The sequence below is a fragment of the Polaromonas sp. LjRoot131 genome (assembly GCF_964252805.1).
Classification (GTDB): domain Bacteria; phylum Pseudomonadota; class Gammaproteobacteria; order Burkholderiales; family Burkholderiaceae_C; genus Polaromonas.
On sequence record NZ_CAXUPF020000001.1, the window covers coordinates 99,680 to 118,852 of the forward strand.

Below are 19,173 nucleotides of genomic sequence, written 5' to 3' on the forward strand. Positions count from 1 at the left end.
CGCTACCAGAAGATGTCTGGGAGTGCATACCCAGTTGCGGGACGACATGGAATACGTTCTGGACGCATGGTGTGTGTCCTGGCTGCGGTTACTGCTGGACCCAAACCCAATGCCCCCGATGTGGAGAGCTATCACCTCACGATGCTTGGTACCACTATCCGCGGGGTCTGCCCGCGCAAGAGCAAGATATTCAAACTAGCGAACAAACGTAACAATTCGGCGGTTGCGGGCGCCGCGTTCGAATCTAACCGGCACGCCTTTCGATGGGAATTTGGGTTCCCTGCGGCTACCAATTCCACCATCCGGGTCTGACGGAGGTCATCGACGTCAAGGGCAACTCGGTGACCCACACCCTCGGCAACCCCGGCAACAAGACCGGCGAGCAGGATCAACGATCCCTGGGACAACCTGCAGAGAAACATCACGCGTCTATGACGCCCTGAACCGCGTGCAACAAGTCACAAGAGCGAGAAATTGAACACGACTACAACAAGCACTGTTCAATGAGGAGTCCGCATGCGCTACCCTAGCTCAGCCGCCAAAATCTGGAACAGAGAAGGGCGGTCGCGATTTCAAGGGCTCTGCAGTTGATCTCTTCAAAGACAGAAAATGAAAAACTTCAAACGAACCTTCATTGTTTGGGCGCCCTTCGTCCTTAGCTCCATCGCCACAATAGTGGCTCACCAAACTCTTTGGGCCACTGAGTGGTATCGGGGCTGTCTCTCGGTGCTCGGAGTACTGAGCTGCCTTCTGGCGACTAGGGTTCTCATGCAAACCGGTATGCGGCGCTGGCCCGCAGTGGGTGTCACTATCGGCCTTTTGCTCGGCCAGTGGTGGTTGGTGCAGGCTTTAATCTTGGCACTCTCTTGGCGTATCAGCGGGTTTGCTCCATAGTTGTTGTGTCACAGTGTCGGCTGTAGTCGGCGGCCGAATTGTCGGCAAGGGGTGGCTGTAAACAGCGCACCCATGCCGGTTTCAAGCTCGGCACAATTTCCCGCACCAACCGTTTGTTGGCTTCGGCCGACATCGTCGTTTCCGCAAGCCTTATCAGCCCACAGTGATCACGGTCTCGGCGTACTCGCTGGGCACGACCAGGCCGCGGCCCTTGCCGACGTCGAGTTCATTGAGCAGCGCCAGGATGTCGCGCTCGAGTGCTGCCTGCTTGCCGGCTTCCAGTGCGCCGAAGGCCTTGTGGGTCGGGCCGTAGAAGTCGCGGAACACCTGCACAAAATGCGCGGCCGAGCGGTAGCGGAAGGAGAACATTTTTCGTTCAACCTGGATGTTGCTGGCGCGCGGGCCGAACAGCGAGACCAGGTGCGCCTCGGTGCCCCACAGCGCCGGCGAGCGCACACCCGCGGGTGGCGCCACATGCGTGCCGATGATCTTGAACAGGCGGCCGATGAAGCCGTCGGGCGTCCAGTTGGCCATGCCGATGCGGCCGCCCGGGCGAACCACGCGCAGCGTCTCGCGCGCGGCGCTGGCGTGGTCGGGCGCGAACATCACGCCGAAGGTCGACAGCGCGACATCGAAGCTGCCGGCCTCGTAGGGCAGGGCTTCCGCGTCGGCGACCTCGAAGTGCACGTCCAGGCCTTCGGCTTTGGCGCGGCCCCGGCCCTTGTCCAGCAGGGCCTGCACATAGTCGGTCGAGGTCACGTCGGCAAAGCGGCGCGCCGCGGCCAGCGTGGCGTTACCATTGCCTGCCGCGACGTCCAGCACACGTTCGCCGGCGCGCACGTCGACCGCTTCGGCGAGCGTCTCTCCGACGATTTGCAGCGTGGTGCCTACGATGGTGTAGTCGCCGCTGGCCCAGGTGGCTTGCTGGCGTTGCTTGATCGCGGCATAGTCCGGTGCGGCGGCCGGTTTTTCGGGGGTGGCGGTGATGGATGTCATGTTGGTTACCTTTGGATGGGTTGGATGCCGGCATAGCGCTTGCCGGTATGCCTATGGTCGAGGCCGGTGCCTTCCAGCGCTTGACCCGGCGTCGCCCCGGCTTGACCGAAAGTCCACCATTCAATCCGCCATCCCGGCGGCACCTGCGCCATGAGCCAGCTTGACCCGCTTTCCGACGTGCTGCGCAGCGTGCGGCTGCGCGGCTCGGTGTTTTTTCACGTCAGCTGCCGCGACCAGTGGTCGGCGCAGGCGCCGCATTCGAGCGAGATGGCGCCGGTGCTGATGCCGGGCGCCGAGCATGTCATCGAGTACCACCTGTTCCTCAAGGGCGAGGGCTGGGTGGCGGTCGACGGCGAGCCGCCGCTGCGCATGCGCGAAGGCGACATCGTGATGCTGCCGCATGGCGACGCGCACGTCGTGTCCAGCGCGCCCGGCCTGGCGCCGGCCGAGCAGGATGACTGGCTGTTCAGGATGCGCGACGACCCCAAGCCCATCCCCATCACCTACCGCGGCGGCATGTTCGAGGCCGGGCTGGGCCTGCCGCCCGAGGACGCCAGCACCGTCATCCTGTGCGGTTTCATCGCCTGCGATCTCAAGCCTTTCAACCCGCTGATCAACGCCTTGCCAAGGCTGCTGCACCTGCCGGCCGAAGGCGTAGGCGCCTGGGTGGCGCCCATGCTGGAGCAGGCGGCGTCCGAATCCGTCGACCGGCGCCCGGGCGGCGCGGCGCTGCTGCAGCGCGTCAGCGAGATGGTGTTTGTCGACGGCGCGCGGCGCTACCTGGACTCGCTGCCGGAACAGGCCCGGGGCTGGCTGGGCGCGCTGCGCGACCGTCAGGTCGGCCGCGCCATCACGCTGATGCACGGCGACCCGGCCGAGCCCTGGACGCTGGAGGAACTGGGCAGCCGTGTGGGGCTGTCTCGCTCGGCCCTGCATGAACGTTTTGTCACGCTGACAGGCATGGCACCCATGCAGTACCTGACCAGCTGGCGCATGCAGTGCGGTGCCCGCCTGCTGCGCGAAGGCCGCCTGAGCGCCGCGGCGATCGCGCCGGAAGTCGGCTATGACTCGGAGGCGGCGTTCTCACGCGCGTTCAAACGCGCGACGGGGCAGCCGCCGGGGGCTTGGCGGCGGGGGCAGTTGCAATCGGGGTGAGCGGCCGGCCGGGCGATCGATCAGCCCGGCTGCGGCGTTCCAAGGCTCACTTCAGGTCATGGGCACTGGCCGCATAAGCCAGCTGGTAGCGGCCCGCCAGCGCGCCGGGCAGGGCGCCGTGGCGTTCGATGTCTTCGCCAAGCGCCCCGCGCTGCAAGGCGTCCAGCGCCGATGCGTCATAGGCGGCGGCAGCCACTATCCAGTCGGCGGCTTTGTCCTTGCCGCCGCGGATCTGCTGCTCCCGGGTGCTGGCGGCCTGCGGCGTCTCGGTGCGCAGCACATGAAATGCCACGCCGCCGGGCTGGCTGACGAATGAGGTCGCAAGTGCCGAGAGGTGGGCCAGCAATTCCGCATCCCGGCCTTCGGCAGGCGACAGCCGCAAGGTCAGCGCATGGCGGCCTATGCCGCCTCCGGTGCTGTGCAGCAGCCGGCACTGGCTTCGGACCATGCCCTGATGGTGCGGCATCATCTTTGTGGACCAGGGCGTCGGATTGTTTAGGCGCTCCAGGTAGCCGCTCGACGTGAGGGTTTCATAGTTCTCCAGCTCATACAGCACGAAAAAACCTTCCCCGCCATCGGCACTGGACCAGCGCGAACCGCGCAGGAAACCGGGGATGCCCATGCGTTCGGGAAAGTGTTCGTGGGAATGCCAGTGTTCGAATTCCTCCCGGTGTTCGGCCGCCATGTTCCACCACATCGCGACGGCGGCTTGTCCCAGGAAGGCCATGCTCAGTAAGTGCCCGGCACAAAGATGCTGGTGTCCACCGCCTTGATATCCGTCCGCCCGCAAAACGCCATGGTCAGGTCCAGCTCTTTGTGGATGATCTGCAGCGCCTTGGTCACGCCTTCTTCACCCATGGCGCCCAGGCCGTAGAGGAAGGCGCGGCCTATGTAGGTGCCTTTGGCGCCCAGGGCAACGGCCTTGAGTGCGTCCTGGCCCGAGCGTATGCCGCCGTCCATGTGCACTTCGATCTGGTTGCCGACGGCGGCGACGATTTCGGGCAGGCAGGAGATGGAGGACATGGCGCCGTCGAGCTGGCGGCCGCCGTGGTTGGAGACGATCAGCGCATCGGCGCCTGAGTTGACGGCGAGCTTCGCGTCCTCGACGTCCTGGATGCCTTTGAGGATCAGCTTGCCGCCCCAGCGCTTCTTGATCCATTCGACGTCGCCCCAGTTGAGGGCGGGGTCGAACTGCTTGGCCGTCCATTCCGAGAGCGAGCCCATGTTCTCCACGCCCTTGACGTGGCCGACGATGTTGCCGAAGCCGTGGCGTTTGGTGCCCAGCATGCCCAGGCCCCAGCGCGGCTTGGTCATGAGGTTGAGGATGGTGGAGAGCGTGGGCTTGGGCGGGGCGCTCAGGCCGTTCTTCAAATCCTTGTGGCGCTGGCCCAGGATCTGCAGATCCAGCGTGAGCACCAGCGCCGAGCAGTTGGCCGCCTTGGCGCGGTCTATCAGGCTTTCGATAAAGGCGCGATCCTTCATCACGTACAACTGAAACCAGAAGGGATGGCGGTCGGTGCCGGCCGCGACGTCTTCGATGGAGCAGATGCTCATGGTTGACAGCGTGAAGGGGATGCCGAATTTTTTGGCGGCGCGGGCGCCCAGGATTTCACCGTCGGCGTGCTGCATGCCCGTGAGGCCTGTGGGCGCGATGGCGACCGGCATGGCGACGGGCTGGCCGATCATGGTGGTCGCCGTACTGCGGTTTTCCATGTTGACGGCGACGCGCTGGCGCAGCTTGATCTTCTGGAAGTCGCTTTCGTTGGCCCGGTAGGTGCTTTCGGTCCACGAGCCGGAATCGGCGTAGTCGTAAAACATGCGGGGTACCCGCTTCTTGGCCAGGACGCGAAGGTCTTCAATATTGGTGATCACGGGCACGGCGATAGTCTCCTCAGTTGGCTAGAACCTGTTCACGGTCTAAACGGGGCCGCGTTGGGGTGCAATCGGGATGAGTGGGCCGACCGGGAACGCCGCATGGGCTCATGCCCATGCAAGGGCTCGGGTGGCTCAATCGCCCGATTTCACCCCAACCCGGAGGGCAAGTACCTTCTCGGGCGGTCTGCGGCGTTGCGGCGCTAACCCATAGCGGTGCTATGGGCAGCGCGCCGCGCCTTGCATCCCATCCCGAGAAGGTGCTTGCGCGGCTCCGTTTAGACCGTGAACAGGTTCTGATGCTAAAGCCTGGCGCCGGCCGGCGATTGAATAAATTTCGGCGGGCCGCAAATTATTTCAATACGGGGGCGCCGGGGCCCCGGCTCAGGCAGTCCTGCTACCAGCTGCCGGAGGCGCCGCCGCCGCTACTGGAGCCGCCCGAGGAACTTCGGCTGCTGGAACTTGAGCTGGAACTGCTGCTCGATGAACTGCCGCCCCCGCTGCTGGTGCTGACGCTGCCGGGGAAGAAACCGAACAGCAGGGCCAGGCCCGCCGTGACCCCGATGGGCAGCCAGGATTCCCAGTCCAGAAAGAGCAGATCCGGCGAATTCTCGAAGGCGACATAGCCCACGATACCGGCCACAAGGGCGCAGCGCACGCCGAACTCCAGCAGGCTCCGCTTCCAGGCCATGTAAGCACCCGCGCCGACCAGGCCCAACAACAGGCCGCCGATAGCGCCCCCTCCCGCGTAGAGCATGCCCACGCCGAAGCTCTTGGCGCCCACCACAAAGGCAGTGCCGACCATGAGGCACACCACCAGTGCAAAACCGCCGGCAATCCGGCGCACTGTGCGGGAGCGGCCGCAGCCGAAACCCAGCGCGAAGGCCAGCGGCACCGGGAAAGTGAGCAGGATGGCCGCTATGCCGGGACTTGTCAGGACGACGGCCGCCACCAGGGGCATTGCGGCGAGTACGCCGACCGTCAGCTGCCACTTCCAGCGGTAGAACGCGCGGACTACCCCCACGGCGAAACCCCACAGCAGTGCGGCAATAAAAGCCCAGCCAAAGGGCGTGATGCCACCGGGGCTCGCGTCTGGGGGCTCAATATCGCCTCGCAACAGCGCGCCTATGTGGCTGACGGCCGCTTCCAGTCCGCCCGCGTAGTCGTTGCGCTTAAAGCGCGGCTTCATGTCCTGGTCGATGATGCGGCCCGCCAGCACGTCGGGCACGGTGCCCTCAAGGCCCTGGCCCACCTCGATGCGCATGCGCCTGTCCTCCAGCGCCACCAGAATCAGGATGCCGTCGTCGCGCTGGGTGTCGCCGAGTTTCCATTTCTCGAACACGCGCGTGGCGTATTCCTCGATGGAGTCTTCGCCCGTGGTCGGCAGCATGAACACGACCACTGCGGCCCGTGTGTCTGCTTCGATCGCCAGGATCTGCTCGTTCAAGGCCGCGATCTGCTGGGTGTTCAGGGTGCTGGTGGTGTCGAGCACGCGGGCACTGTAAGGCGGCACGGGCACCCGCGCGGCTTGGGACGGCGCGGGCACTTGCGCGGCATCGGCCGGCTCGGCCGCCTGCGCGGCATCGGCCGGCTCGGCCGCCTGCGCGGCATCGGTCGGCACGGCTATCTGCTGGGCACCGGCGGGCAGCATGCACAGCGCCACCCACAGCACGGCCAGGGTCTTGAAGAGGCGCCATGTTGTTGGCGCCGGGAATGTCACGGCAGCTTGAGGATGTTGCATGAAGGGTCTGGGATAAAGAAAGGCGAAGGGCGGGGCGCAGCGCTGCCGGACGTCGGGGCTGCGGAAAATCAACGCGCCGCAGTCGCGCCGCCACGCACGCTGGCTTCACGCACACCGGCGCCGCGCACTTCGAACTTGATCTCGTCGGCGACCTTGCCGCCGGCATCGACCAGCTGCACCACATGCCGGCCCGGCCAGGGCAGCCACTGGGCCTGCGGGCCGCGCGCAAACTCCTTGCCGTCCATCAGCCAGCGTGTGCCCCGGCCTTCGGCGCTGAAGCTGATGCGCTGGTGTTTGGGCGGGATGTCCGGGTCCAGCGCGATGATGGTGCCCGAGGCCGGGGCGGTGATGCGCGCCGTGATGTCGGGCTCAGCCGCCGGCTTTTTCGCGGACCTGGAGGCCCTGGCCGGACGGGCATCGCCGGCAGCCGAATTCACGGCAAACACCGCCTGCTCCGTGCCCTGGATAAACCATTCGCTGCGCGCCGCCTCCAGCGGCGTGCCGCCTGGGGGGGCGAACTGCGTGCGGCTTTGCACCAGGCCGGCGGGCGGTGTGGGTGCACGGCTGCGCTCGGTCTTGTGCAGGTAATTCATCAGCGCCGCCCAGATGGGCGCCGCGCCACTGGTGCCGCTCACGTCCCACATGGGCGCGCCGCTGGCGTTGCCCACCCATACGCCCACGGTGTAGCGCTGCGAGAAGCCCATGGCCCAGTTGTCGCGCATGTCCTTGCTGGTGCCGGTCTTGACGGCCGTCCAGAAGCGCGTGGCCAGGATGCTGTCGGTGCCGAAGGTGCGCGCGCGCGCCAGCGGGTCGGCGATGATGTCGGTCGCGATAAAGGCGGCGCGCGGGTCGAGCGCCGGCCTGAACACCGGCTTGGGGTTCTTCCCAAGCGAGGGCGCGCTGTAGCGCCCGCCGTTGGCCAGCGTGCGGTAGGCGTTGGTCAATGCCAGCAGCGACACCTCGCTGCTGCCCAGCGCCAGGCTGTAGCCGTAGTAGTCGCCCGCTTCCTTGATCGGCAGGCCCACGGCCTTGAGCTGCTTCTGGAAGGCGTCGGGTGAGACCATGACCAGGGTGCGCACGGCCGGCACATTGAGCGAGGCGCCCAGCGCGGTGCGCGCCGACACCAGGCCCTTGAACTGCCGGTCGTAGTTTTGCGGGATGTAGAGGCCGCCGGCTGTCTGGATCTGGGAGGACGAGTCTTCCAGCAGCGAAGCCGCCGTGATGCGCCGCTCGGCCACCGCCTGCGCATACAAAAAGGGCTTGAGCGTGGAGCCCGGCTGGCGCAGGGCGGTCACGCCGTCGACCTCGGCCGCGTCGCTCAGCTCGCCGGATGAGCCGACCCAGGCCAGCACCTCGCCCGTGGCGTTGTCCAGCACCACGATGGCGCCGTCCTCGACGTGGCGGCCGCGCAGTTCGCGCAGCTGCTGCGTGAGGGTTTGCACGGCAAAGCGTTGCAGCGGGGCGCGCAGGGTGGAGCGGACAGTCTGGCTCTTCGAATTCGCGGAGCCCTCACCCCCGCCCTCTCCGAGGGGGAGAGGGAGCAAGGCGGATTCGCTGCGCTCAGGGTTATTGCCTCCTTTTCCCTTGGGAGAGGGCAGGGCTGAGGCCGCGCGAAGCGCCAGCAGCCTGCGCGCCAGGTGCGGCGCCACCCCTTCACTCGCATCAAAGGCCTTGCGCTGCAGCGCGGCCGCCGCAAACAGATCCAGCCCTTCGCAATCGACCTTGGCCGGCGCCTGCATGACTTTCAAGACGCCGCAAGCCCGCTGCGACACTTGCACGGCCTTGGCATTGGGCGCGCGCACCAGCGCGGCCGCGATGGCCGCCTCGCGCTCGTCCAGCCCGTGCGCGGCCTTGCCGAACAGCGTGCGGCTCAGCGCGTCTATGCCCACCATCTCGCCGCGAAAGGGCACGAGGTTCAGGTAGGCTTCCAAAATCTGGTCCTTGCGCCAGCGCGCCTCCAGGATCCGGGCCGACACCGTCTGCCCGACTTTCTGCGTGAGGCTGCGGCCGCCCGCGCCGGCACGCCAGTCTTCGTCCATCAGCCCGGCCAGCTGCATGCTGATGGTGGAGGCGCCGCGCGTTTTGGTGTTCCACAAATTGCCCCACGCCGCGCTGGAGACCGCGCGCCAGTCCACGCCGCTGTGCTCGTAAAACCGCTTGTCCTCGCTGAGCACCAGCGCCGTGCGCAGGGCCGGCGACACATCGGGCAGCGCCACCCACTGGCCGCGCCGCACCGCGCTGTCGGTGCGCAGGCGCTGGAGGATTTCGCCGTTGCGGTCCAGCACCAGGGTGTCGGAGGGCTTGAAGTCGCGTTTGACTTCGTCGAAGGTGGCGACGGCCTGCGCGGGACTGGCGCAAGTCATCATCACAGAAAAGGCAAGCAAACCTGCCTTGAAATTGGTCTTCACCTGTATCTCCATACTCATGACGCGCGACTTTTCATCTTGGTTTCCCAATCTGCCTAAATCTGCGTCATCTGCGGATAAAAGTTTTTTGGAACGCTCTTTTACTTCGCCGCCTCCACCTTCACCCGCGGATTCGGAAACTCGCCAAACATCTCGGGCGCATACATGGCTTCCACGCGGCTCGGCGGCAGCGCGAAATCGCCGACGTTGTTCAGGCGCACCGTGTATTCCATCTTCACCACGCCCTTGGGCAGGTATTCGTAATAGCTGCGGAAGGCCTCGAAGCTGCGCTCTTCGAACGCAGGCCAGCCCGCGCCGGTTTTCTTCTCGCCGCCGGTCGCGATTTCGGAATCGCGGCCCAGGCCGCCGCCGAGAATCGTCGCACCGCCGGGCACCGGGTCGCTGATCACCACCCAGGTCATGTCCGCGCTGGCGTTGACTTCCAGCGTGATGCGGACCACGTCGCCGCGCGTGTAGATGCCTTTGACGGCCTGCTCCACGGGCGTGATGGTTTTCTTGATCTGGTAGCCGGCGTTGAAAGGCTCCTTGAGCTGCACGGCCGCGATCGATTGCAGCGTGAGCCATGGCTTGCCCGGGCCTTGGTGCGTCACCGTCAGCGTGTCCTTGGGGGCCGTGCCCCAGGGCAGGAACATGCTGTTGTTGCGCAGGTTGCCGGGTGCGGCCGGCGCGCCGAAGAAGGTGGTCTGGTTGGGCGCGCCGGCCGCGTCGGTGGGCTTGACGCGGTCGACCTTGGCCCAGTCCACACTCGCCACACTGGCCGCGGCGGCTGCCAGCGTCGCCTTGGTCACGCCGGCCACCGGCGTGGCTTCAAACTTGGCCGAGAACTTGTCGAGTGCCAGGCCGCCCCAGAGGTTGGCCGTGGTGGTGTGCCAGGCGCCCTTTTGCTGGCGCGCGATAAAGCCGTTGGCCAGCCGGCCCATGTCGTCCTTCCAGGCCGGGTCGTCCATCACGGCCAGCATCAGGCGCGCGGTGTTGACGTCGCCGTTGGTCATCAGCCACCACCAGTAGTCGTCCTTCTCGGTGCTGAAGACCAGCTTGGTGCCCTGGAAGGACAGGCGCGAACGCAGCACCTGGTTGGCTTCGGCGATGCGCTGCTCGCGCTGCGGCACGTCGGCCACACGTTTGAGGATGTTGAGCCAGTCGATCACCGCATGGGTGGGCCACTGGTTGGGCGCGATGGTGATGCTGCCCAGCATGCGGCCCTGCGCCTTGCCGTAGCGCGACAGCGCTTCCAGCGCGGCCAGCTTGCGCACATCCAGGTCCTTGCGCGGGCTCCAGAACTCGCGCTGGATGCGGCCTTCCACGAAGGCGATCAGGCCGCGCTCCATGGGCGCGCGCGCGTCGTCGGGCAAGGCAAAGGCCGGGTTGATGCCGGATGCCTCATGCGTGGCGGCCAGCAGGTAGGCCGTCAGCGCATCGCTGCCGCGATTGGCTTCGCCGTCGCGCGGCGGGAAGTAGTTGGCCAGGCCGTCGCTGTCGAGGTAGCTGGGCAGTTGCGCCAGCACGGTCTGCCACAGCTTGGCGTCGCGCAGGCCCACCGACTTGCTGGTCTTTTGCTCCAGGCAGATGAAGGGGTACATCGCGAAATAATCGCGCACGCCGTCCATGCCTTCGGCCAGCTTGGGCTGCAGCGACATTTTCAGGCCGCCGCGGCCGGGCAGGGCGTCGGCCGGCGGGTTCACGTCCAGCGTGAAGCTGCCGTCGACCTGCACCAGCGTGGCCTGCTGCACCGTCAGCGGAACGGCCGGGATGATGCGCTGGCGTGCCTTGAGGCCGTCGCGCGCGCCGGTGATCGTGTCCTTCGCCTCGATCTCCCACAGGATGGCCTCGGCGCGCGTGAACGCCAGCTGCGCAGGCGCAGTGACCATCCAGGCCACTTCGCGCGCTTCACCGGCCGGGATGTCCACGGTCTGCGGTTTCAGGTCGAGCAACGTGGCGCGCGGGCTCACTTCGACCTTCATCGCGGCCTTGGTGGTGTTGCGCAGGGTCAGCTGCGCGCGGAACTGGTCGTCCTCGCGCACCAGCGGCGGCAGGCCGCTGATGATCTGCAGGTCTTGCGTCGCGCGGATAGAGGTCTGGCCGGTGCCGAACAGGCCGGTGCCGGCGTCGGCCACCGCGACGATCTTGAAGGTGGTCAGCGCATCATTGAGCGGCACCGTCACCACGGCCTGGCCCTTGGCGTCCAGCACCACATTCGGGTTCCACAGCAGCAGGGTGTCCAGCAGTTCGCGCGTGTTGCTGCGCCCGCCGCCGCCGCCGGCCGCCACGGCTTTGCGGCCGTAGTGCCTGCGGCCGATGATTTCCATCTGCGCGGTCGAGGTTTCGACGCCCCAGGAGCGGCGCTGCAGCATCGCGCCCAGCAAGTCCCAGCTGTCGTTGGGCATCAGCTCCAGCAGTGCCTGGTCCACCGCGGCCAGCGCCACTTCGGCATTGGCGGCCGGCTGGCCGTTGGGCAGTTTGGCCGTGATGGTGACCTTCGCCTGGCCGCGCACGGCATAGCTTTCCTTGTCGGCCTTCACGCTCACGTCGAGCTGGTGGGCCTTGGTGCCCACGCGGATTTCGGCCACACCCAGGCGGTAGGCCGGTTTGCTCAAGTCCACCAGCGCGGTGGGCGCCACGTATTCGCGGCCCTCGTACCAGAAGGAGGTCCACCATTCACGCGGCGCCTTGTAGCCCCAGGTGAAGAAGCTGTACCAGGGCACCTCGCGCAGCCGGCCGCGCAGGGCCAGCACGCTGACGTAGACATTCGGGCCCCAGCCTTCCTTGATCTGCAGGTTGACCGTAGGGTCCTGGCCGTTGAGCTGCACCACCTGCGTCTCGATGACGCCTTCGCGCTCAATCGCGACCAGCGCGGTGGCGAAGCGGAAGGGCATGCGCACCTGGAACTTGGCCATCTCGCCGGGCTGGTAGCTTTTCTTTTCGGGCAGCACGTCCATGCGGTCATGGTCTTCGCCGCCGAACCAGAGCTCGCCCTGGCGCGTCACGTAGACGTTGCTGGCCGCCTGTATGGTGTTGCCGTCCTTGTCTTTCGCGGTCACGATGAGTTCGACCTCACCCGGCTCGCCGAGCTTGGTCTCACACAGCAGCAGGCCGCGCGAATCGCTCTTGCCGCTGCAGACGCTGCCGAGGTCTTTGGTCTCGGTCTTGTTGTCGTAGGTGTAGAAGCCGCCCACCATGCGCTTGCGGCTGGTGGTGGTGATGCGCGCCACGGCTTTCACCTCAAGCGACACGTCCGGGGCGACCTTGCCCGTGAGGTCCAGCGCCAGCGCCTGGAACTTGATCTTCTGGCTGGAGGACACCCAGCCTTCGGTCTTGATGCCCGCCACCACGGCGGCCGGCCAGACGGTGGAAACGCTGCGTATGGTCTGCACCTCGCCGTTGGGGTCGGCGTAAGTGGCTTCCATCAGCAGCTCCTGCGGCTGCCTGTGCGTGGGGATGTCGTTGATGGTGAGCTTGCCCGCGCCGTTGCGGTCCAGCGTCAGCGGCAGCTTGTCGGCGATCACGCGCTGGTCTTGCGAGGAGGTGGCTTCTTCGTCGTCCGCCCTGGCGGCCGAGTCGCGGTTGATGCGCGGCGGCATGAAGTTGAATTCTTCAAAGTCGCTGTAGCTCAGCGATTTGGCGCGCACCAGCGCCGACACGCGCACCGGCAGGTTGACGGCGCCGCCACCCGAGACGTAGTTGATCTGCACGTCGGTCGGCACCGACTTCACGTTGATCAGGGCTTTTTTCTCGGACGGGTTGATGCGCCCCTCGAGCACCGGCAGGCGGAATTCCTCGACACGGAACTGCCCGCTGGTGAAGCTGCGGGCGCGATTGCCGCGGCCGTTGCCGCTGTCGTTCTGGCCTTTCAGCTGCACTTCGTAGACGCCGAGCTTGGCGGCCGGCGGGATGGCGAAGGTGTTCTCGGCGCTCAGGCCGCCGGTGGCGGTCTTGCGCCAGCTGATGGGCTGGGTGTACTGCTGGCCGCTGCCCACGTGGGTGACGACCAGCGTGGCCGGTGTGCCCTCGGGCAGGCCGAAGCCCTTGCTGGTTTCGGTGCGCAGCAGATGTTTCATCGACACCGTTTCGCCGGCGCGCAGCAAGGTGCGGTCAAAAATCGTGTGCGCGCGCTCGTCGGGCATGGGGTTGCGGCTGGTCGGCACATTGAAGCGCCAGGGCTCTATGCCCCTGTGCCAGTCGCTCCAGGTAAAGGCCAGGTCTTCGACACCGGCCACCGTGCTGCGCGCACTGACGAAATAGGCATTGCTGGAGTCATTGCCCGGGCAGCGCGGCGGCTCGGAAGAAAGGCCCGCGAAATTCGCGATACCCTGGGCGTTGGTGACGGCCTTGGCCACTTCGCTACCGTTGCAGCCCGAGACGCGCACCGTGGCGCCCGCCACCGGCATGCCCTTGTCCAGCGTGGTGACCCAGGCCAGCGAGTTCTCGCGGCCCAGCTTGAAATGCACGCCCAGGTTGGTCACCAGGGCCGAGGTGCGCACATACATGGTCCGGCTCGCGCCGTGGCGATCGTCCAGCAGCGAGGAGCCGAGTTTCTGCGAGGCGATCTCCACCACGTGAAAACCGGGTGCCAGCGGAATGCCGACGACCTCAAAGGGGCGCGGGTCGCCGCCCACGGGCTTGGGCAGGTCCAGCGTCTTCACGCCGGCCTGGCCGCCCAGCAGCGACAGCATGCGCGACTGCACATAGTCCTTGCCCTGCGAATCGAGCGCCTTGGGCAGCGGGCCCTTGACGTCGGCGGCCGCCTGCTTGCGCGAGACCTCGTACTCGTCGTAGCGCTGCACCTTGCGGAACCAGGCAATGATGTCGGCGTCGGTGCGCGGCTGCAGGTCGCTGACCTTACCGGCCGGGGCGCCCGGCACCAGTCCCTTGACCTGCAGGGCTGCTTCCACATTGCGCAGCGTCACCGGCAGCAGGGCCGGGTCGCCCGGCTTGGTGTTGGGTTCGGCAAACCGTTCGACGATGCCGAAGGGCGAGGCGGCGAACTTCGCCAGCGGCGGCATCGCGCCGGTCGCCACTTTCAGCGGAAAGCTGTCGGCATTGCGCAGCGTGCGGCCCGAGGCATCCTTGAAGTTGCCGGGCAGTTCCAGTGAGAACTGGGCCTGCTCCGGAAAGATGGGCTTGAAGCTGAGGTTGGTGACCACGTTGTCGCCGTCGCTGTTGCCGTCCTCGAAAGAGGGTTTCAGCGTGTCCTTGTCACCTTTAAGGCGGATGCCCTCGGCCAGCTTGCGCGGCACCGGCGCGTTGAAGTTCAGGGTCATGGGCCGCATCGGCAGGCAGGCCGACTGGGCGTTTTCGCGCTCGCAGCTGAAGTTGGCCGAGAAGGGCTCGCGGACCTGGAAGTTGTAGCGTTTTTCGACCGAGTTGGGCACGCCGCTGGGCGTGCTCACGCCCTTGCCATAGACCAGCTGCACCTTGGTGGCCGACGTCAGGCGCCGGTTGCAGGCCAGCGTGACGTAGCGCAGCGGGTCTTTGGCCGCGGCCTTGTCCAGGCCTTGCGACTTGAGCAGCTCTTCGCGCTCCTTGCCGTCGATCAGCTTGACGGGCACACGCTCGCCCAGGCCTTCGGCGGCACACCAGACGTTCTCACGGATGCTTTGCAGCGTGGCCGGGCCGTTGAGCTGCAGCAGGAAATACTGCTCTTCGTCGATGCGCTCATAGGTGCCGGGGCGCAGGTTCTGGACAAAGGGGCCGCCGGTGTTGAATTTGTAGGAAGCAGGGCCGCTTACCGGCTGGCTTTTGGGCGACTTGAAGGTGCCGACCACGTTCACCGCGCAGTTCACGCCCGGCGGCAGGTCATTCTCGAACTCGAAGGCCCATTCGCGCTCGCTGATCCAGCGGCCGGAGCCCTTGGTGGCCTGCGCGTCGCTGCAGCTCAGCGACAGCGGCGCGGGCGCCTTCGGGTCGCCGAAATTGACGGCCCCCTCATCAAACTTGGCGACCACCTGCCGCACCCGCGCGACCTCGCCCTGGGGCGAAAGGCTGATGATTTGCAGGGCATGGGCATGCAGCGATACCGCCGCGATCAGTGCCAGGGCGGCTTTTTTCATGTTTTGGCTCACGTTTCCTTCTCCTTCGGGAAGCCAGAGCGTAGCTGATTTGTATGTAACAAAATGCAGCGGCGACGGGGAAAAATGCCGGTTGGGCGACGGGTTGCGTCCGGTCAGGCCTCTACCCCTTTATTTCGCGTGCCATGGCCTTGGCGGGTGTCTGTGTTTGCGGACACTTGTCGAGCGGCGGACACGCATGGGCTGTTCAGCGTGCAGGCTATAGTGAAAGCCATTCAAAACAAGCGACGAGCCCGGCCCCCAGAGGCGACGGCTCGCGGCCATACCTGGCCTTCAACTTGCATATTCGGATTCACGCATGAAACCAGGCATTTCTTTCACCAAAATCTGGTTTGACGATGACATGGTCGAACTGAGAATCAAGGTCTCAAACGGGGACTCAATTTTCACCAATGACGTTTATGTCGGCCATCAACAACTCATGGACCTTGTGAAAGATATGGACCGGTTCAAGACCCACGTTCACGGCGGAATTCATGACGTGATGTTTGGCGCGTTTGGTCCTGAGTACGCCAGCGGTGCATTTCATGCCCGCCTGCACTTCCAGGAGCGTGGAATTCTTTTCGTCACCGTGAAAAGCCAATCCGATTTTGCGGATTTCGGGAAGAAAAATGTGGCAAGCGAGGCGACGCTTTATCTCAGAACCGAGCCCGCATTGCTCGACAATTTCATTGAAGAAATAAGGCAACTCAGCGGAGGGAAACGAGACGATGCTTTGCTGGAAGCCATTTAAGCCACCGCGATTCGGCCGAGGTGGCGTGCCAATCGACGCAGACATTCAACATGACCAGCGGCAACGCGTATGAATATTCTTCTCGAGAGTTCCGACAGCGTGCCGTTTTATACGGACATGCGCGCCACCCTCAAAGCGATGGCTGTTGAGGCAAGTTCTTATGACTGGTTTGTGAGCGACGTGGAGACCAATATCCCTGTTCCAGTCCTCATCGAAGGCGATGGATGGCTGAGCGGCGACGAACTTTCTCGAGCGCTCGCCGACGACATTCAGTTTGAATGGGCTGTTTTCAGCGCAATGCCGCGGGGCACGCGGTTCGATGTTCTCTTATCGCCGTCTGCCGACGGTAATGCGAGATTCTGGCAACCACCGGACGTACAGCCGCAACTGCAGGGCGCGGTTTTTGAGATCGTATGCTGGGACAGTTCGGCCACCCTCTTTATCGGTATTTCGCAGCAGCAGGCAGAGCGGGTCACCGCGGCGTACCCAGAGGCAAAGCCGCTGTCTTCGGCGTGGCCCAAAGCCGAGGCGTAGCTGTGGACATTTGTTGGGAGCCCACATTGCCACATGCCAGTGAACCCGCACGCCGCCAGTAGCCCAGGCCCATGAATTCCCTGATGGCGAAGGGATGCCAGAATCTCGCCAGGGAGATTCGACATGCTGCAGTGGCTTAAAAGAAAACGCGAACCGGATGCGACAGGAAACAACGAGCTGGTATTGAGCGAGGCGTTTCCTTCACACGACATCCTGTGGCGCGCCGGCACCCATTTGCCCATCCCCGACTGGCAGCAGCAGCCCTGGCCCGAGGATGGCGACGAGGGCACGCTGCATCGCCACGCCAACGGATGGGCGGCGGCCTGGCTGGATGCGACGGGCAGCGCTCTGGATGAGCGCTACACGCGTGCCGAATCGGCCAACTTCATGCTGCTGTCCGTCCTGGAACCGCGCGCGACACGCGTGCTGCTGGACTACCTGGAGCGCTCACGCAAGAGGGTGCTTGCCACGCTGCCCGGGATAGCTGCCGACCACGGCCATGGGAAGACGGTCGTCATGGTGTTCGGCGAGGAAGAAAACTACTACCAGTACATCTCGCATTACGGCAGCGGCTCATCCCAGCCCGAGGCCCACAGCAGCGGCATGTTCATCGACGCAGGCTACGGCCACTTCGTGTTCACCCAGGGCGCTTTTGACACCATGGAACCCGTGGTCATCCACGAAATGACCCATTGCCTGGTTCGCCACCTGCCGATTCCGGCCTGGTTGAACGAGGGGCTGGCCGTCAACACCGAGCACCGTTTTGTCCGGCCGCGCCCGCTGTACCGCCCGCAGGAACTGGAGTTCCTGTTCACCCGCTTCTGGAATGCCGCCACGATCCAGGAGTTCTGGAGCGGCAAGTCCTTCATACGGCCCGACGACGGCCAGGCCCTCAGCTACGAACTGGCCAGGTTGCTGGTGCAGCTGCTGGGCAAGGATTACGACGCGCTCACGCGCTTCTGCGAAACGGCGAACTACCAGGACGGCGGGGAAGAGGCGGCGAAGACGGTTTTGGGCATGGGCCTGGACGATCTCGCTGCGGTTGTGCTGGGGCCCGGGGAATGGACGCCATCCCCGGAGTCGTGGACCGATGGCACGGAAAAAGGGCAGTTTTAGCCATTAGGAACCAGTGATGAAAAAATATCCAAAGCTTGCCGGCGCTTGCCTGTCCCTTGTGCGCGGTACTTGCATGCTGTGCTGGCTAATGCCTGTGCTCTCATGGGCCGGCGGCGCGGAATTCGCGTTGCGCTGGAGCAGCGGCGGGCCGGTTTCCGCGGATGACGCGGTGACGCTGATGGGCCTGGAGGGCAGCCGCAAAGTCACGGCGTATGAGGTGGAGTACTTCACGGTGCTGGCGCCTCCGGTGCCCACCAGTCCGCCGGCGATCGGCAGGCGGCGGACCCGGTCCGACGGCAAGGTCGAACTGACACTGAAATACCGCAGCCCGCAAGCCTTCGGCAGCGGCTTTGACACCCAGGCTGCCTGCGCCTTGGGAAAAGATACGAACGTCAAGGTGGAGACCGACATCTCGGTGCTCCAGACGCTTCAACCCAGCCGGGCCTATTCGGTGTCCTGCGAGCGCGAGGCGAAGAAGAAGGTACTCGATTTCCCCGAGGCCATGCGTGCGACATCGATGGGGTGCAAGAATCGCATGAAACGCGTCACCGTCGGTGTGTTCAAGGTGGAGGAGTGGCAGCTTCCCCAGGGCCGGCTTCTCGAAGTGTCGATGCCGGGGAATGACACGCCGCAAGACCTGGCGCTCTTCATGGCAAAGGTCAAGCCTTTGCTGGACAAGGGCGTGGTGCTCGTGGATCGCAGCAAGTCCCAGGCGGGAAGCAGCTGCAGCTAGGGCCTGTGAACGTCCTGCTGAACACAGGACCTCACATCATGGTTTCTTTATCTGCGTCAATCTGCGAAACCTGTGGATAAAGAATTCATCCGCAGATTTCGCAGATTTACGCAGATTAAAAACAGGACTACCGGGCAAGCGCGAGCGCATCGGCGCCTGCCGGGTAGCGCATCGTTGCGCTCCCATCGGTTGCGGCGCGCCACACCGCCTCGGCCACGTCGGCCGCGGTGGTAACCGCGCTCATCGTTCCCAATGACGCAAAAATGCCTTGCGCAAACAGCGCATAGGCTTCGGGAAGCAGGCCCTGCATGCGCTCGGCCCCGTTCGCCGTGAAGCGCGTGCCCGGCCCGTAGCCCGGCTCGACCAGCTTCACGCCAATGTTGAAGGGGGCCAGCTCCAGCGCGAGCGACTCGGTGAAACCCGTGATGGCTGTTTTGCTCGCGGTGTAGGCGGCCACCAGCGGCATGGGCGCCAGCGTCACCGTCGAGGTCACGTTGACCAGCAGGCCGGCCCGGCGCGTGCGGAACTGCGGCAACACCGCCTGGGCCATGGCCATCATGCCGAAGGTGTTGGTCTCGAAGATCTCGCGCACGGTGGCCATGGGCGTTGCCTCGAAGGCGCCGAAGAGGCCCAGGCCGGCGTTGTTCACCAGGACATCGATGGGCCCGGCGTCTTTGATCGCGGCGGCGATGCTCTCGGGCCGGGTCACGTCCAGCGGCAGCACGCGCAGGCGCTCCGAGCGCGGCAGCAGGTCCTCGCGCGGCATCCGCATGGTGGCGATGACCTTCCAGCCCTGGGCGTGGAAGTGGCGCGCGGTTTCCAGGCCGTAGCCGGAGGAGCAGCCGGTGATCAAAATGGTTTTCATGGTGTGTTTCCTTTGGGAGTTGATGGAAGCTTGGTTGAAGGTG

12 protein-coding genes are annotated in these 19,173 nt (G+C 65.2%); 5 read left to right on the forward strand and 7 right to left on the reverse strand.

Translation table 11 applies throughout. The features are described from left to right. Positions 1-1,047: 1,047 nt before the first annotated feature. A complete protein-coding gene (locus tag ACSQ27_RS00460) occupies positions 1,048-1,890 on the reverse strand; it encodes a class I SAM-dependent methyltransferase (RefSeq protein ID WP_436153518.1) in 843 nt (280 codons plus the stop codon). 150 nt (positions 1,891-2,040) lie between these two features. On the opposite strand from ACSQ27_RS00460, the gene ACSQ27_RS00465 reads away from it, so the two are divergent. Beyond that, entirely contained in the window at positions 2,041-3,045 is a 1,005-nt protein-coding gene (locus ACSQ27_RS00465) for an AraC family transcriptional regulator (protein WP_436153519.1), read from the forward strand. A gap of 46 nt (positions 3,046-3,091) precedes the next feature. On the opposite strand, the gene ACSQ27_RS00470 is transcribed toward ACSQ27_RS00465, so the two are convergent. The 5 genes from ACSQ27_RS00470 to ACSQ27_RS00490 all read right to left on the reverse strand — a co-directional run bounded on the left by ACSQ27_RS00470 (position 3,092) and on the right by ACSQ27_RS00490 (position 15,131). Continuing rightward, positions 3,092-3,772, reverse strand: a complete 681-nt coding sequence (locus ACSQ27_RS00470) for a hypothetical protein (RefSeq protein ID WP_436153520.1) — start codon at positions 3,770-3,772, stop codon at positions 3,092-3,094. Positions 3,773-3,774: 2 nt separating this feature from the next. Further along, positions 3,775-4,923 carry an alpha-hydroxy acid oxidase gene (locus ACSQ27_RS00475; RefSeq protein WP_436153521.1) on the reverse strand — a complete coding sequence of 383 codons (1,149 nt, stop codon included), beginning with the start codon at positions 4,921-4,923 and terminating at the stop codon, positions 3,775-3,777. A gap of 391 nt (positions 4,924-5,314) precedes the next feature. Further along, positions 5,315-6,658: a TPM domain-containing protein gene (locus ACSQ27_RS00480; protein WP_436153522.1), complete on the reverse strand. Its 1,344-nt coding sequence runs from the start codon at positions 6,656-6,658 to the stop codon at positions 5,315-5,317. Between the two features lie 68 nt (positions 6,659-6,726). After that, a complete protein-coding gene (locus tag ACSQ27_RS00485) occupies positions 6,727-9,078 on the reverse strand; it encodes a transglycosylase domain-containing protein (RefSeq protein WP_436155373.1) in 2,352 nt (783 codons plus the stop codon). 86 nt (positions 9,079-9,164) lie between these two features. Further along, positions 9,165-15,131, reverse strand: coding sequence for an alpha-2-macroglobulin family protein (locus tag ACSQ27_RS00490; RefSeq protein ID WP_436153523.1), 5,967 nt, complete (start codon positions 15,129-15,131; stop codon positions 9,165-9,167). Positions 15,132-15,447: 316 nt separating this feature from the next. Here ACSQ27_RS00490 and ACSQ27_RS00495 point away from each other — a divergent pair, with 316 nt between their 5' ends. The 4 genes from ACSQ27_RS00495 (at position 15,448) to ACSQ27_RS00510 (ending at position 18,265) form a co-directional block, all read left to right on the forward strand. Beyond that, complete coding sequence (locus tag ACSQ27_RS00495) at positions 15,448-15,882, forward strand: hypothetical protein (protein WP_436153524.1); 435 nt, start codon at positions 15,448-15,450, stop codon at positions 15,880-15,882. Positions 15,883-15,951: 69 nt separating this feature from the next. Further along, positions 15,952-16,416 (forward strand): hypothetical protein, encoded by a 465-nt coding sequence (locus ACSQ27_RS00500; protein WP_436153525.1) that lies wholly within the window; start codon positions 15,952-15,954, stop codon positions 16,414-16,416. 123 nt (positions 16,417-16,539) lie between these two features. Then, positions 16,540-17,532 (forward strand): hypothetical protein, encoded by a 993-nt coding sequence (locus ACSQ27_RS00505; protein WP_436153526.1) that lies wholly within the window; start codon positions 16,540-16,542, stop codon positions 17,530-17,532. 88 nt (positions 17,533-17,620) lie between these two features. Further along, on the forward strand, positions 17,621-18,265 hold the full coding sequence (locus tag ACSQ27_RS00510; RefSeq protein WP_436153527.1) for a hypothetical protein: 645 nt from the start codon (positions 17,621-17,623) through the stop codon (positions 18,263-18,265). A 127-nt stretch (positions 18,266-18,392) separates the two neighbouring features. Here ACSQ27_RS00510 and ACSQ27_RS00515 read toward each other — a convergent pair whose 3' ends face one another. Then, on the reverse strand, positions 18,393-19,130 hold the full coding sequence (locus ACSQ27_RS00515) for an SDR family oxidoreductase (protein WP_436153528.1): 738 nt from the start codon (positions 19,128-19,130) through the stop codon (positions 18,393-18,395). Between the last annotated feature and the right edge of the window lie 43 nt (positions 19,131-19,173).

Bases quoted from the DNA above. Each gene is read 5' to 3' on its own strand.
- ACSQ27_RS00460 (WP_436153518.1), bottom strand. From the start codon at position 1,890: ATGACATCCATCACCGCCACCCCCGAAAAACCGGCCGCCGCACCGGAC.
- ACSQ27_RS00465 (WP_436153519.1), top strand. From the start codon at position 2,041: ATGAGCCAGCTTGACCCGCTTTCCGACGTGCTGCGCAGCGTGCGGCTG.
- ACSQ27_RS00470 (WP_436153520.1), bottom strand. From the start codon at position 3,772: ATGGCCTTCCTGGGACAAGCCGCCGTCGCGATGTGGTGGAACATGGCG.
- ACSQ27_RS00480 (WP_436153522.1), bottom strand. From the start codon at position 6,658: ATGCAACATCCTCAAGCTGCCGTGACATTCCCGGCGCCAACAACATGG.
- ACSQ27_RS00485 (WP_436155373.1), bottom strand. From the start codon at position 9,078: ATGGAGATACAGGTGAAGACCAATTTCAAGGCAGGTTTGCTTGCCTTT.
- ACSQ27_RS00490 (WP_436153523.1), bottom strand. From the start codon at position 15,131: ATGAAAAAAGCCGCCCTGGCACTGATCGCGGCGGTATCGCTGCATGCC.
- ACSQ27_RS00495 (WP_436153524.1), top strand. From the start codon at position 15,448: ATGAAACCAGGCATTTCTTTCACCAAAATCTGGTTTGACGATGACATG.
- ACSQ27_RS00500 (WP_436153525.1), top strand. From the start codon at position 15,952: ATGAATATTCTTCTCGAGAGTTCCGACAGCGTGCCGTTTTATACGGAC.
- ACSQ27_RS00505 (WP_436153526.1), top strand. From the start codon at position 16,540: ATGCTGCAGTGGCTTAAAAGAAAACGCGAACCGGATGCGACAGGAAAC.
- ACSQ27_RS00510 (WP_436153527.1), top strand. From the start codon at position 17,621: ATGCCTGTGCTCTCATGGGCCGGCGGCGCGGAATTCGCGTTGCGCTGG.
- ACSQ27_RS00515 (WP_436153528.1), bottom strand. From the start codon at position 19,130: ATGAAAACCATTTTGATCACCGGCTGCTCCTCCGGCTACGGCCTGGAA.